The sequence below is a fragment of the Paenibacillus sp. IHB B 3415 genome (assembly GCF_000802655.2).
GTDB classification, from domain to species: domain Bacteria; phylum Bacillota; class Bacilli; order Paenibacillales; family Paenibacillaceae; genus Paenibacillus_AQ; species Paenibacillus_AQ phytohabitans.
Genome location: NZ_JUEI01000018.1, coordinates 48,058 through 62,442 on the forward strand (window position 1 = coordinate 48,058; position 14,385 = coordinate 62,442).

Annotated in this window: 10 protein-coding genes; 7 read left to right on the forward strand and 3 right to left on the reverse strand. The window is 42.3% G+C overall.

The genetic code is table 11. The features are described 5' to 3' along the window. Window positions 1-47: 47 nt before the first annotated feature. On the forward strand, window positions 48-437 hold the full coding sequence (locus QW71_RS09830) for a DUF948 domain-containing protein (RefSeq protein ID WP_052421618.1): 390 nt from the start codon (window positions 48-50) through the stop codon (window positions 435-437). A 336-nt stretch (window positions 438-773) separates the two neighbouring features. Next, the gene (locus tag QW71_RS09835; RefSeq protein WP_039296862.1) at window positions 774-2,888 is read left to right on the forward strand and encodes a pectate lyase; all 2,115 of its coding nucleotides are present in this window, start codon (window positions 774-776) and stop codon (window positions 2,886-2,888) included. 136 nt (window positions 2,889-3,024) lie between these two features. Here the strand turns inward: QW71_RS09835 and QW71_RS09840 are convergent, their stop codons facing one another. After that, window positions 3,025-3,252 (reverse strand): helix-turn-helix transcriptional regulator, encoded by a 228-nt coding sequence (locus QW71_RS09840; protein WP_039296863.1) that lies wholly within the window; start codon window positions 3,250-3,252, stop codon window positions 3,025-3,027. 144 nt (window positions 3,253-3,396) lie between these two features. Between QW71_RS09840 and QW71_RS09845 the strand changes: the two genes are divergently transcribed. The 3 genes from QW71_RS09845 to QW71_RS09855 all read left to right on the forward strand — a co-directional run bounded on the left by QW71_RS09845 (window position 3,397) and on the right by QW71_RS09855 (window position 9,715). After that, on the forward strand, window positions 3,397-3,666 hold the full coding sequence (locus tag QW71_RS09845; protein ID WP_039296864.1) for a DUF6809 family protein: 270 nt from the start codon (window positions 3,397-3,399) through the stop codon (window positions 3,664-3,666). A gap of 157 nt (window positions 3,667-3,823) precedes the next feature. After that, entirely contained in the window at window positions 3,824-6,613 is a 2,790-nt protein-coding gene (locus QW71_RS09850) for an AAA domain-containing protein (protein ID WP_039296866.1), read from the forward strand. 711 nt (window positions 6,614-7,324) lie between these two features. Next, a complete protein-coding gene (locus tag QW71_RS09855; protein ID WP_039296870.1) occupies window positions 7,325-9,715 on the forward strand; it encodes an NACHT domain-containing NTPase in 2,391 nt (796 codons plus the stop codon). Between the two features lie 301 nt (window positions 9,716-10,016). Here QW71_RS09855 and QW71_RS09860 read toward each other — a convergent pair whose 3' ends face one another. Continuing rightward, on the reverse strand, window positions 10,017-10,817 hold the full coding sequence (locus QW71_RS09860; protein ID WP_039296871.1) for a WYL domain-containing protein: 801 nt from the start codon (window positions 10,815-10,817) through the stop codon (window positions 10,017-10,019). After that, window positions 10,804-12,117 carry a YafY family protein gene (locus QW71_RS09865; RefSeq protein WP_039296874.1) on the reverse strand — a complete coding sequence of 438 codons (1,314 nt, stop codon included), beginning with the start codon at window positions 12,115-12,117 and terminating at the stop codon, window positions 10,804-10,806. The genes QW71_RS09860 and QW71_RS09865 overlap by 14 nt, the downstream gene beginning before the upstream one ends. Before the next feature lie 177 nt (window positions 12,118-12,294). On the opposite strand from QW71_RS09865, the gene QW71_RS09870 reads away from it, so the two are divergent. Both QW71_RS09870 and QW71_RS09875 read left to right on the forward strand, forming a co-directional pair. Then, window positions 12,295-13,083: a nucleotidyltransferase domain-containing protein gene (locus QW71_RS09870; protein ID WP_039296876.1), complete on the forward strand. Its 789-nt coding sequence runs from the start codon at window positions 12,295-12,297 to the stop codon at window positions 13,081-13,083. Between the two features lie 34 nt (window positions 13,084-13,117). Beyond that, the gene (locus tag QW71_RS09875) at window positions 13,118-14,383 is read left to right on the forward strand and encodes a class I SAM-dependent methyltransferase (RefSeq protein ID WP_039296879.1); all 1,266 of its coding nucleotides are present in this window, start codon (window positions 13,118-13,120) and stop codon (window positions 14,381-14,383) included. The last annotated feature ends 2 nt before the right edge of the window (window positions 14,384-14,385 follow it).

The window sequence follows — 14,385 nt, forward strand, 5'->3', positions numbered from 1 at the left end:
ATGAACCCAACAAGTTGGACATACAGTGGAACTACAGGAGGTGTTGCATGGTTATCCAACTTAGTATTGCTTTGGCTGCAGTTGCTTTTATCTGTCTGGTTGGTTTCTTGATTCTTACGCTGCGCAAAGGAATGACTACACTCTCAGAGACCAATAAGACGCTGGTTGACGTAAGAAATGCGATTCATGGCTTAACAGGAGAAGCTACACAACTCATTCATACGGCTAATCAGGTTACCAGGGATGTGAAAGGTAAAATCAAAACGATAGATCCGATTTTTGAATCTGCGCACAATGTGGGTGAAGTGATTCAGACTGTGACAGAGACATTCAAAAAAAACGCTTCGGAAATAGGGCAAAATTTAAATCAAGAACCCGAAAAACCTCCAGTCAAGCAACAAAGCATCCCCATTCGCGTCAATACAAAATTTCAATAAATTTCAGAAAAAGACACCTTAGGGGGTGTCTTTTTTGTTTATGCGAATCTGGCTCTAACGGCCCCTTGTAAGCTCAACAAAGCTTATGCCGGGTATCATCTCACTGCGAAATAATCATTAACTCATAATACCGCAGAATTACTGCCAATATGAGCAAATGATTGTTTAAGCACCCTTTTCACATTTGATATGCTCGGGTTGTCCGAGAAGGTTCATCTCATCCTGCTTCAACGGTTCGGATTAGCCGGTACAAGAGGAGGTGCAAGAGGAGCATCACAGATTATTGCAAGCGGTTACAGAAGGATCTGCAACAAATTATAATTAGGAGGCAATGAAATGAAAAGGACAGTTGCAAAGGTAACCAGTATAGTTTTGTTATTTTCTCTTGCACTATCTCTGATCGCCGGCGGATGGGGAACTACGGTAGCACACGCTGCGGGTCTTACGATAACGGGCAGTGGAGGCGGAAATGAAGCTGCTTATGTGGAGTGGTCACCAGTAAGCAATGCATCGGGATATAATGTATATGTTAAAGCAGCGGGCGCAGCGGACTCCCAGTATCAGCAGATTAATAACGAGTTGATCCGCAAGTATTCTTCCTATTGGAGAGCTGATGCGGTAGGGCTTGCAGCCGGAAGTTATGTAATGAAGGTTGAGTCCGTATCGTCAGGCGCAGTGACGGCAAATGCCGTCTCAGGAACGCTGGCGGTAGCGCCGTATGACCGGTCCGGATTTGCTTTTTCAGCTAATTCGCAATTTGGTACAGGCTCAGGTGCTTATAATGATAATGGGACGCTCAAAAGCGGGGCACAGGTGCTGTATATCACCTCCCAGAATGCGCAAACCGTAACGCTCGGTGTGAAGACCAGCAGCTCGGGTACCGTACAGACCGGGGTTGGTCTTGGCGGAATTCTGACACTGAGACAAAAAGGCTACGACACAACACCGCTGGCCATCCGGATTATCGGAAAAGTTACAGCGGCTGACCTAAGCGGACAGCTCAACAGCAGCGGTTATCTTGAAGTCAAAGGTAAAAACAATTATACGGAAATGAATATTACCATCGAGGGTATCGGGAAAGATGCGTATGCCTACGGCTGGGGAATGCTGCTTAGATATACCGGGAATGTCGAAGTCAGAAATCTGGGCGTGATGTTATTCCCTGACGACGGTATCTCCATGGATACAGGCAATGCGAATGTATGGGTGCATAATAACGATATTTTCTACGGCTCTGCAGGAGGTGACGCGGACCAGGCTAAGGGTGACGGTTCTACGGACCTCAAGAAAGGCTCAACGTATATCACTATCTCGTACAACCACTATTTTGATTCCGGAAAAGCGGCTCTGGTCGGACTTAGTGAATCTGCCGAATTCTTTGTTACCTTCCACCATAACTGGTTCGATCATTCGGATTCCCGTCATCCGCGGATTCGAGTGGCTTCTGTTCATGTCTATAATAACTTCTATGATGGGGTCTCCAAATATGGTGTCGGCGTTACAACCGGAGCCTCGGCTTTTGTAGAATCGAATGTGTTCAGAAATACTAAAGATCCAATGCTTATTTCCTTGCAAGGTACGGATGCTATAGGGGAAGAAGGTACGTTCTCAGGCGAAAATGGTGGTGTAATTAAAGCCTATAACAACAGTATTACTGGTGCGGCAAGTCTGATCTACGCCAACTCCAGTATCGGGACCGCTCCGGCAAATGCTACCTCCTTCGATGCTTACTTAGCTTCTTCGAGAAATGAGACCGTCCCAAGCTCATACAAAGCTCTAGTGGGTGGGACGGCGTATAACAATTTCGATACGAGCGTTGATACGGGAGTTAGTGCCTCAGATGTTGATAGCGTGAGCACTGTGGAACAGGTCGTTACAGCAGAAGCCGGACGCCAGGGCGGTGGAGACTTCACATGGGCTTTTAATGATTCCGTGGATGACGCATCGTATGCGCTGAATGCAGCACTGATGTCCGCAATCAGAAATTATACTACGGGTCTTGTATCAGTAGGAGGTAATTCCAGTCCGGTAGGACCGACTCCAACTCCAACAGCAACACCTGCGCCAACAGCAACGCCTGCACCAACAGCAACTCCGGTGCCGACTGCAACGCCAACTACTGGGGCAATTGTTCATAACTTCACTACATCCGGAACAACGAGCAGCTTCTTCTCTATTTCGGGTAATCTCTCCACGAGCAAGGGAACTGTGGTGTACAGCGGTCTGACTCTCACTCAATGTCTGAAAATTGAAAGCGTTACCAGCATTGGATTCACAGCTGCCAAAGCCTCGACTTTAACATTAGTGTTCAACTCGGAAGGAACCAAGGTCAAAGTGGATGGAGCCAGCTATCCGATCACGAATGGTATTGCTACAGTCTCTATTGCAGCGGGTGCGCATACGATTACGAAGGATAGTACTGCGAATTTGTATTATATGAGACTGGAGTAGATTATATTAAAAATCCCTACCCATGCGCTTGTCCGAGGCTTGAATGAGGTTCGAATCTCCCTGCGTGCATATAGGGTAAATAAAAGACACCTTTAGGGGTGTCTTTTACTCTAACTATTTTTCTGGCTTCTTTGTATCAATCTTTATCCTTATTATCAACTAAATCAATAATCTCCCGTATATCCTCAATTTTTAAAGCTTCTGCAATTTTAACAATATGACTGAAGCTGATGCTTTCTCTCTTTCCATTGGCGAGTTCACTTAATGCTGCATGGCGGACATCAGATAGTTTGGACAACTCACGCATTGAAATCTTATGATTTTTGGTTAATTCAGCTATTTTCACTACTATTCTTTTTCCCATCGTAATCCCTCACTTATTCTGAATATTCACATTGACTATACGCATAAGCGTACCGTATAATAATCCTGTGGTTGGTACGCATAAGCGTAAATTTAATATTTTTTTTAGTTCAAGACCTTTAAATATTATAGAGAGGAGGGCCCAATGCCAAACATTATCGAATCGCTATATCATGGCAGTTTATTCCCTGAAGAGGACATCATCTCTAAGGACCCCCACTACCGCCCGCTCAACAAGCAAATTACCGAATCTCTAGAGACTTGGAAGCAGAAGCTGTCCGCTGGCGAGTTTGAGGAGCTGGAGTCTTTATTAGAACTGTATTCGCAAGTACAGGGGCTGGAGATGACAGCTGCATTTGTGTCTGGGTTTAAGGCCGGGACAAGGATAATGATTGATATTCTGGTCGAGGGGTAGGAATAATGAATTTACATAAGCTTTTTCTATAGACACCCTTTAGGTGTCTTTTTGTATTTTTATCCTGTTATTTTTAATCCCAATGAAGGGATATCCTTACAATCCAACGAATTTCCTACATATCAATCTCAAATACGCAAATACAGAAGGAAGAGCCATGGACGAAGAAGAGTATTTTATAGTAATTAAAAGTAAAGACCGTACTTCAGAAATCGCTTCATATGAACAACTGGGTGCAAATATACAGGTGACTTATCTTAGCACCCCTAATCCCTATAATTACTATGCAAGTGATGTAATTATCTTGAGTAATCCTACTATTAGAGTAATCACCAAAGAACAGGTGGTATTACACCGGGAGAATCCTCTAAATAATGTGATGAGAGTACTGGATTTTGGACCTCGAGTCCGTGTTTGTTTTAAAGATGGAACCAGACGGGGATATGAAGCAGAGTATGTCCGAATCGAGAACAGTGGTGTAAAGACCTCCGATGCATTGAAGATCATGGAGTATTGGCGTGCTATTTCTGTACATATCAAGAGCGGAGAAGAACAGTCGGAGATGGAAGATTTTCTAAAAAAGCAGTTCGGTAAGCTTAGCTTTGTGCGTCCGGAGAGTGTATTGAGCCATTATGTTAGTGGTTCCCCGGTGAATATAGATACCTCTGTTGAATTACAGCCGATTTTCCCGTTCCGGTATAACCTGAGCCAGAAGGTAGCGTTAGATCAAGCCTTGCGCAGCAAGATTAGTATCATTGAAGGGCCGCCGGGTACAGGCAAAACTCAGACCATTCTCAATATATTGGCTAACCTGACTGTTATGCAGCAGAAGAAAGTGGCCGTGGTCTCAGGCAACAATGCGGCGGTGCAAAATGTGCGGGACAAGCTGGAGGCGGAGGGCTATCCTTTTTTGGTTGCGGCACTTGGGAATAAAAAGAATAAGGACAGCTTTTTTGCTAACCTGCCTGTTGCCGTGGTAAATGGTTGGGAGAGTGAGCTGCCTGAAGAGGAACTGCTGTCCAAGATACAGGAGCTGGATGGCCATATTACCCGGTTAATGAAGCTCGATGTGGAGAAGGCTCGTTTGAAGCAACAGTTATCCGCGTATGTACTGGAGCAAAAGCATTTTGAAAATTACTTTTCCAAGCAGGATATTGAACCTTTAGAGAAGCTCTCGTTCTATCGTGAGACACCAGAGCGGATGCTTGAGTTCATGAAGGATAGCCACCTTGCAGTGAGGAAAGGTAAAGAAGCGGGCCTTCTGTACAAGTTTAAGCTATTTGTTAAACATGGGTTCACCGAGTATAAATACTTGAGAGAACAGGGTGTAGACGTAATTCTGAATGTTCAGCGGAAGTTCTATATTTTACGTATTGAAGAGTTGTCGGACCGTATTGAACAGATTGAACAAGAGCTTGAATCTGCATCATATCTGCCCTTACTGAAAGAGCATCAGCAGTGTTCGGCGCAGCTTTTTCGTCATAAATTACATGAGAAATACTGTAATCTTCCTCGGGAGAATTGTACTGCAGATGATTACCGGCAAAGCAAAAACTTTAAGTCATTCATCAATTATTATCCTATTGTATTGAGCACGACTCATTCTTTGCGCAACTGTATTCCGGAGAACGATCTGTTCGACTATGTCATTATTGATGAATCCTCCCAAGTGGATCTGGTGACAGGCGCGCTTGCTCTGTCCTGCTGCAAGCATGCGATCATTGTTGGTGATACGAAGCAGCTGCCGCAAATCGTGACTATGGAGATTGAGCAGGTGGTTGGAAATGCGGCATCCGCTGGCATAGACGAGGCTTATAATTATTTTCAACATAATCTGTTGTCGTCCATGCTTGCTCTATACGGTGATAATATTCCTAAGGTGATGCTTAAAGAGCACTACCGCTGCCATCCCCGAATCATTCAGTTCTGCAATCAGAAGTATTATAACGGTGATCTCGTCACTTTCACGGCTGAAGAAGAGGCGGATATGCCTCTGCTAATTTATAGGACTGCACCAGGCAATCACTTGCGGGAAGTTACTCGAGGAGAGAAAAGGGGCAAGTTCAATCAGCGGGAGCTGGACGTTATTGAAGGGGAGATTCTTGCGGGTTTGGAGGAAGTGGCGGCAGGACAATCGGAGATTGGCTTCGTGACACCTTACCGGAAGCAGGTGGAGAAAGCAGCGGGGCAGTTCACCGAGGATATTGAGAGCGATACTATACATAAATATCAAGGCCGGGAGAAACCCATTATGATTATGTCTACAGTGCTGGACCAGACCCGTTCGGGCAAAGTAGGCATGAAATTTGTAAACAACCCCTGCATGATTAATGTCGCGGTCTCCCGTGCACAAAATAAGTTCATTCTGGTAACAGATCACGCCTTGTTTCGGAAATACGGCAACGAAATTGGCGATCTCACAAGGTATATGGAATATAGCACCCTTGATGAGAATGTGGTGGAGAGCGAAATTGTTTCTATATTTGATTTATTGTACAAGGAATATTCGGCTAAGCTTCATGTATTCAGAGAACGAGCGAAGGGTTTTAATACATCCCGGTTCAAATCAGAAAATTTAATGGAAGCATTGCTTATAGAGCTTTTGCAGGAACCGGCTTATAGCGGATTTACGTTTGGGAATCAGATTCTTCTAAAGAATTTGATTAAGAATGTAGACAAATTGGAAGACCAGGAACGGCAGTATATCAAGAATAGGGCTTCTGTCGATTTTGTTATTTATCATAAACTGGATATGACCGCGGCACTGGCCATTGAGGTAGACGGATTTGAGTTCCATGAAAATAAACCGGAGCAATTAGAGCGGGATAAGATGAAAGATGATATTTTTAAAAAGTATGGTTTGAAGCTAAAAAGATTCGCAACGAATGAAAGCTCGGAGGAACGGAAGATCCGGGAGCTGCTGGATGATATTATGCAATCAGGCTAAGACTTGATAATCATTGTAGCTCTAAACGTGAGCTTCCCTAGCCAAAAATCGTTTCATGACAATTTCCGTGTGACCGATGATGCATGCAGTTCACACACCACAACGAATGATCCAGAAATTCGTCGTGGCGCTTAAATGACCATTGTCTTTGGCTGTATGCTGAATTTGTGGGATATTCTTCCGTTCATCACAGAGAATGATGTCTTGAACTAGTGTAATAGATGGCAGAGCTTTGGCTTCGACAGGTGTTAATAAAGAGCAGCTAGAGGGTTACCATATGAATGCCTTGAAAACGACAACTTCTAGATAAAGGGGATGCCTTTCATTTGTTAGGTAGCCCATTTTTTACATGACCCAATTAATTAAAATAATTATTTGTCAAAAACTATCGGAATTAATAAATCTAAGTAGTTTTTCTCACATCAATAATATCCACTAGGATGATAAATTATGTATATTGTTTGCAACATTGAAGTTATAAGTAAATCATCAAATATAAAATTTGTTTTTAGATTGTTTAAATAGAAATATCGACCTACTGTTTGAGGAAGTAGATAGTTAGAGAAGGAATCTTTAATTCTTGTTAGATGTAATTAAGTAATGCTAATAAAACAGAATGTGGCGACCTTAAATGAGGTGAATAGAAATAGTTAAGGTTATTATTTTTTTTATAAAACATAGTTAATACTTTAAAGTATAGTGGAGGAAAATATGGATCCAATTACACTAAATGTTGTTATACCATCAATTGTAAATATAAGTTGCTCTTTTTTAACAGATCTGTTTAAAGTATATAAAAATAGAACGAGATCAAAAACCTTAACTAATGAGGTACAGAAATTCATATTTGAGTATATAGATACTGAACTTGATTCCGGTGGATTTGTAAAATTTTTAGGGCTTCCTGAGACTACAAGAGATTTTGTAGATTTTATAAATTATTGTACTTATAGAAAACAATCAAATTCTAAAAAGACCAAATTCTTATTGGATAAGATTACCTTTATAGATTATATATCAAAAAAATCGATTGCTTTTGTTCAAGATGATGTAGGAAAGAGCATTAATGAAGTATTAGTTAGAGGTTATTTCACAGCTGTAATTAATATTTTAGAGGATAAGTTGATTGAACAACTGGGACCTGACAATATCGGAGTCCTTTATTTCTTAAATAATAGTCTAAAGGAAACTGAACAAAGAATTATTCAAAGTATAACTTCAACAGATATTGTTAGGCAAAACCATGATCATGAACTAGTAAAAGAACAATATCTCAAAATTCTTAAATTAAGGAACAAAAAAAGCCATGTTTATGGAATTGATGATCTTGATCTTTACTCTTTCTATGTATTTCCAAAGTTTCACGCAAGTGAGGCAGAAGAAACAAGATCAGATACAATAATAGAAATTAAAGAAAAACCTTCTATTGTATGGACCGATATTTTTAAAGAGTCAAACATGGTCTCTGTTATAGGAGGCGCTGGTTTTGGTAAATCACTTTTCTTGAAAAATTTAATTAACAAATTTCATGAACTGAATATTTATGACTCATCTGAATTAATGCCAATTTATTGTGACTTAAAGCAGTTTAAGTTAAATGCTAAAAATAATTTTGCTTATTCAATTGAAGATTTCTTGATAGACTGCATCATAGCCAATACAGGGATAGATAAAAGACTGATAACTAAAGAGTATCTTAATTATTTTTTGATGGCAGGGAGATGTTTGATTTTATTTGATGCATTGGATGAAGTTGAAGTAGAGGAGCGCCAAGATTTAAATGATCTAATAAGTAGCTTTTTTGAAGTGACTAATAAACATAATAAAATTATTATTACTTCTCGTTCCCAAGGATTTATACCAAAAACAAGAATAGTGTACAAAGTGTGCTCTGTAGACAAAGACCAAATAGAAGAATATCTGACAATGATGGTAAAGCTAAGACAATTTAACGTAACAAATGTAGTAGAGTTTACTCGACAATGTGATGGACTCATTCAAAGTGGTTTTTTAACAAGCTTATTAACAGTTTCATTACTAGTTCAAATATATAAAGCCGAGAAAGAACTCCCTGAGAATAAAATAGATCTATATGAAAAATGTGTAGAGTATATTTCTAAAAAACGTGAAAAAGACCAAAAGAAGTCGAATTTTAATTTTAAATTAATGAGTAATATTTTAGATAATAATATTAGCTTTGAAAAATTAGCTTGGCTTTCAAGGCCTAATAATGTTGAGATTAAAGAAAATGAAATTAAAGCGTTTTTTCTCGAAATTTACGAAGAATCGTATAGTTCGAAAAACGAAACTAGAAATGCTATAGATGAATTTCTGAAATTTTGTGCTCAAAGAACAGAACTTTATGTAGCAGGGAACCAAGAAGAGCACTATAGATTTTATCATAGATCATTTTATGAATTTTTCTATTCAAAATGTATTATAAATGAGTATACGGAAAATAATTTATTGTTTGAAGAGCTATTGAAATTTGGCTTTGATTCAGAAATGTTTGAACTAACGATTTCTTTATTGAAGAAACATAATTATGATAGATTCAAATTATTTATAAAGTTTCTTTTTGATTCTATAGAGAACATTGAATCTATCGATAATATAGAAAAAGAAGAAATGCTTTTAAAAGCATGCATTATGTTGAATTGTTCAGATCAAATACAATATTGCAATAAAATTTATGATTATTGTTTTAACGAAAATAGAGTGCTTAAAGAATTGGAAAATGATAATGCCCACGTCTATATACTCCCATTACTAATAAAAGTTGAAAATAAAATGTCTAGGAAGCTAGAAAACGACATAATTTCTTTTTATAGAGAAGAAGTTGTTGTTGCTTTTCTAATAAAACATATGCTTAGGACTCCTGGCTTCAGATTTTTTGATATTAATTTAAATTATACATTTGGTGCGCTTGAATCTCAGATGAATAGAGCTATTTTACGAGAGATAACAACTATCTATACTATTGAAGAATTAGAGGGATTATTATTAAGATATGTAAAAGTAGAAGCTGAAAAAAATAATGCTTTTCGGAGGCAATTACGAAAGTGTATTAAAAAGTTGAGTAGAAATGAAAATGTATCTTAAGCTAATAAAAAATCAATAATTTCCTATTAATTTTAGCTGATGTTTTTTGTGTCAGATGTATTAAAATGGATGATTAGTCGAAGAAAATTTATCAAACGGCGATAAAACTTCCTTTATATTACCATTTAAAAGGAATGTAATATGCCGTTTTAAGCAGAATCATTTGATAAAGCCATCAATCCAAGATTAGGATGATGGTTTTTTCTGTAATTAAATTTTTCGGATTAACATGAGAAAAGACCAAAGCTTGTTTCTTTCCACATATAATCATTCTTAATGAAGTCGTTCAAGATTAACTACTTTATTGTTCCCCATACCGCTCAATCGCCATATCAGCCGTCTTCAGCATACGCCGCTTAAGCTGCTCGCCCTGAGTGATTTTTACCCGCAGACCCAGGAAACGGATTCGGGATAACAGGAACTCGCTGTCGTCTCTCATGTAGTTGACATGGATCCGGTAGATGCCGGAGGCTTCATCAAAAGACACGGACTTATCGAAACAGGAGAAGGCAGACAGGATACGTGACAGCTCCGCATTAAAGACAGGCATCACTTGAATGCAGGCAGATTCTTTCAGACCGTCTAATAAGCGCGCTATCCGTGCCTTCAGGTCATCAATCCGTTTGGCAGGAATAGGGAATACTTCGACCGAAACAATATTTCTCAGTTTGGTAGACATGAGCGAACGCTGCCGGGTGCTGTACCATTGCAGATACCACTCCCGCTTATACATGTTGTATTCCAGCTTGTGAGGGAAACCGGCCTGATCCGCTCGTTCGCCGCCATGCTTAATCTGATAAGTAATCAGGATGCCTTGATTCTGCATAATCATGCGGCGGAGTGTGCGGAGCAGCGGATGATAGACCTGGCGCTCTTTACTGCGGGCCTTCTCCATAATAATCTCCCGCACTTCTATGGATGCTTCAGCCTCCAGTAGAGAGTTCAATTTATTTAAGGTTTCCGGTGTAAAAGCCGCCTCTGAAGCCGGGTGTATTAACATCGTTTTCAGCCAGGAACGTTCCTGGGAGGTCAGCGCGAGTGAGCCCGCTTCATCGAGGCGTGAGATGATCTGAAAATTGAATATTTTCTCAAATGGATTCATAGTAGCTTCGAAGCTCCTTCCATTCTGCAATAAATTGCTTACGAAGCCAGCGGGGTTCTAAGATCTCACAGCTCGAACCGAAGCTCCGTAACCAAGGCTTGATTTCATAAATCTCGTTCACTTCGATCTCGTAAAGAAACGTTGAATCGGACTCCTCTGTAATCACGCCCCATTGTCCTTGCGCCTCAACCCGCTCCCGGATGAAATTAGTGCCGGACCGGCTGGGGTTATAGAATCTGACAGCTACCTTAACCGCACGGTTGGTATCTGTAACCCAGCTGTTCTTCAGCTGCGCTTCCAGATGCTTAAGCTTCTCCGCGTATTCTTCTTCTTCCACGGGTTCGCCCTCTTCAATCTGGGTAAGGCCCTCCATCCGGAATTTCTTGATCCCCATCCGCGCATGATGTCCGATTAAATACCACCGCCCATACTGATGGTCGTAAACGACGCGAAGCGGAAGGATACTATCTGTAATACCCGCAGACTCCCGCTCAAAGAGAGGGTTCGTGTTCTGGGAGGTGTAGTTCATTCCTTTTTTCGGGGACAGATAGAGAAACCGGATTCTCCGGCGCTGCTGAATAGCACCGAATATCGTGTAGAGATGAGCCTCATCAAGAATACGTGAATGGTAATTGTATTTATATCTATGGGTTTCTGTAGTATCGGGGTTAAAGCCCCGCTTCCGCAGAACCTTCTTCAGGGTGTCGCGCAGCAGGTAGCCCTGTACAGACGGAATCTGTGTATTAGCGATGACATCCACATAGTCATAGAGGTCCAAAAGCTGGTCATCTGTTAGCTGGTCAATCAGATCGTTGGCAGCCTTGTACCGGTAAGGACGCCGCTCATTGACACGGAGAATGACGCCAACTTCCTCCAGATATTTCAGATCTCCCCGGATGGTCTTCTCATCAGGCAGCGGCGAATCGGCGGGCATTTGCTCACTGCACAGATCCTGCAGGTCCTTGGCAGTCCGCTCCTGGGTCTGGAGTGCTGTTAAGAGTAAAGTAAGCCGGATGCTCTCCGTTTCCTTAAGCGACTTCGCCCGGAACAGGAACAGCAGCAGCGGGTCGGCAGACTCATAATAGTTGTAGCGGAGCCACTCGGAGAGCTCGGTTCCTTGTTCAGCAGGCAGATCCTGCTGCAGGACAGTAACCATTTCCTTCAGGTTGCGCAGCGTTTTGTCATAGGTATGTACGGAAATGCCGAGCCGGTCGGCGAATTGTTGTCTGCTGTAGGCTCCCCCGGCTAAAGACAGCATGCGAAGAAACTGAATTTCTTTATCGAAACTTTCCTTGGCCATTTGTATTCCTCCAGCCTGTAACGCATCCATTAGAAGTGATAGTACTTATTTATATTAAGCACCAGAGTTGAAGAAAATGGAAGGTTTTTTGCCTGCCGCCATACTTCCGCCCTGTTCGTGAATGGGAAAATGAGGGAAGATAGGTTCATGAAGCCGAGTTGAACTGGAGTGATAGCAATGACCCCTATAAACAAACTTATCCGCGGCCAGCTGGAACAGATTGAACAGGAGGAGCAGGTTGCCATATTGTATGCCTGCGAATCAGGCAGCCGGGCGTGGGGATTCCCCTCGCAGGATAGTGATTATGATGTGCGGTTCATTTATCTGCATAAGCCGGAATGGTATTTATCTATCTACGATAAACGGGATGTCATAGAGCGTCCGATTAACAATATGCTGGATATCAATGGATGGGACTTGCGAAAAGCGCTGAATTTATTCCGCAAGTCCAATCCGCCGCTACTGGAGTGGCTGCAATCGCCGATTCAGTACGCAGAGAAATTCAGTGTAGCCGGACAGCTTAGAGGGATATCGCCGTATACCTTTTCACCGAAATCCTGTATGTACCATTACTTGAATATGGCTAAAGGCAATTACCGTGATTACTTGCAGGGCGGGCAGGTCAAGATCAAGAAATACTTTTATGTGCTGCGCCCGGTTCTGGCCTGTGAATGGATTAACCGGTATGAAGAGATGCCGCCGATGGAGTTCGATGTGCTGGTAGACCGGCTGATTCCGCAGGATGGAGAGCTATGGCAGGTAGTGCAGCAATTGCTGGCACGGAAGAAATCCGGTGAAGAACTGGATGTTGAGCCGCGGTTAAGCGCGATTAACGATTATTTGGAAGAGCAACTTCAAGTGCTGGAGAAGGTGGCAGCGGCGGCCTTGAGTATCAAAGAGGATAACCGGGACCAGCAGCTGGATGCCCTTTTCCGGGAGGCGCTGCAGGAAGTATGGGGAAAGTGACTAAGACAGAAAGACCGACAGGAGGAAGATCGTAGTGGCTATTGTACAACTGAAATCAACAAACCCGAAGTTCACCTTTTTGATCAAAAAAAATCCGCAGAGCGGCATGCAGCTTCGCCCGGTCCGCAAAGGAATAGCCTACGGCTGGTATTCGGATGATGCTACCTATAACGTTTTTTTCAAGGATGCAGATAATGAACTCTCCTATAAGCAGAACGACAGTGATAGCTTTGAGTATCTCAATGTCTCCCGGTATAACACCCCGCTGTTTCCGCTGAATGCGGTTAATGAGTTCTTCTCCACGCCTGTTAAGGCGCAGGATGAGCGGGACATTGAAGGCTACGAGCATACCTTTTATATCCATATGGTTCAGGTGGAGCGGCTGCATTATATTGAATTTTTCAACAAGCATCTGAAGGATTATACCTTCTCCCTGCAGCATCAGGCGCATAAGAGCTACTCACTGACCATTACCACGCATAAAAGCCTGTATCACCTCCTGCATGTGACTCAGGTGTTGTCCCTGTTCTTATCCATATTTGGTGATGAGTATATCGATATTTCAGACCGTATTCTGGATAAATATATCCGCAGCCTGAATGTGATTGATGCCCCTTTTTATATCCGCAGTCTGTTTGCACGGAGCTTTCTTACTACCCGGGAGCTGTTCAAGCGCTACAAAGCCTCCATTGAGCAAACGGAGCAGGTTTCCATCGGGCTGGAGTATGGCGGTACGGCGATGCAGCGGCGGACGTTTATCTCAGGTGTGCTTCCATTCAACAAGCCGGTTCTGGATATCGGTTGCGGGGAGGGCTTCTATGCCATTCCATTTGCCGGGAAAATAGAGAGTACCTATTACGCCGTGGATATCAATGCAGAGCTGCTGGAGGTTGTGAACCGGAAGGCAAAGGCCAAGCAAATCGATAACATCGCCACCTTTGGCTCGCTGGATCATTTTCTGGAGTCGTATAACGGGGAGCAGGTCGATGTGATTCTGACCGAAGTGGTAGAGCATATGAGCGAAGATGAAGCGGCTGCGCTGATCCGGCAAATTATCGGAAGTGTGGATTTCGAACAGCTGATTGTGACCACGCCGAATGCCGACTTCAACCGCTATTATGAGCTGGAGGGATTCCGGCATGAGGATCATAAGTGGGAAATGGGTATTGAAGCGTTCCGTGAGTGGTTTACAGATACAATTCAAGGCCTGGCCGTTGAGGCGGAGTACGGGATGGTCGGTGACCGGGTAGATGAGATCCGGACGACGCAAAGCGCGATTGTGCGCAGAAAGGAGGAATAGAC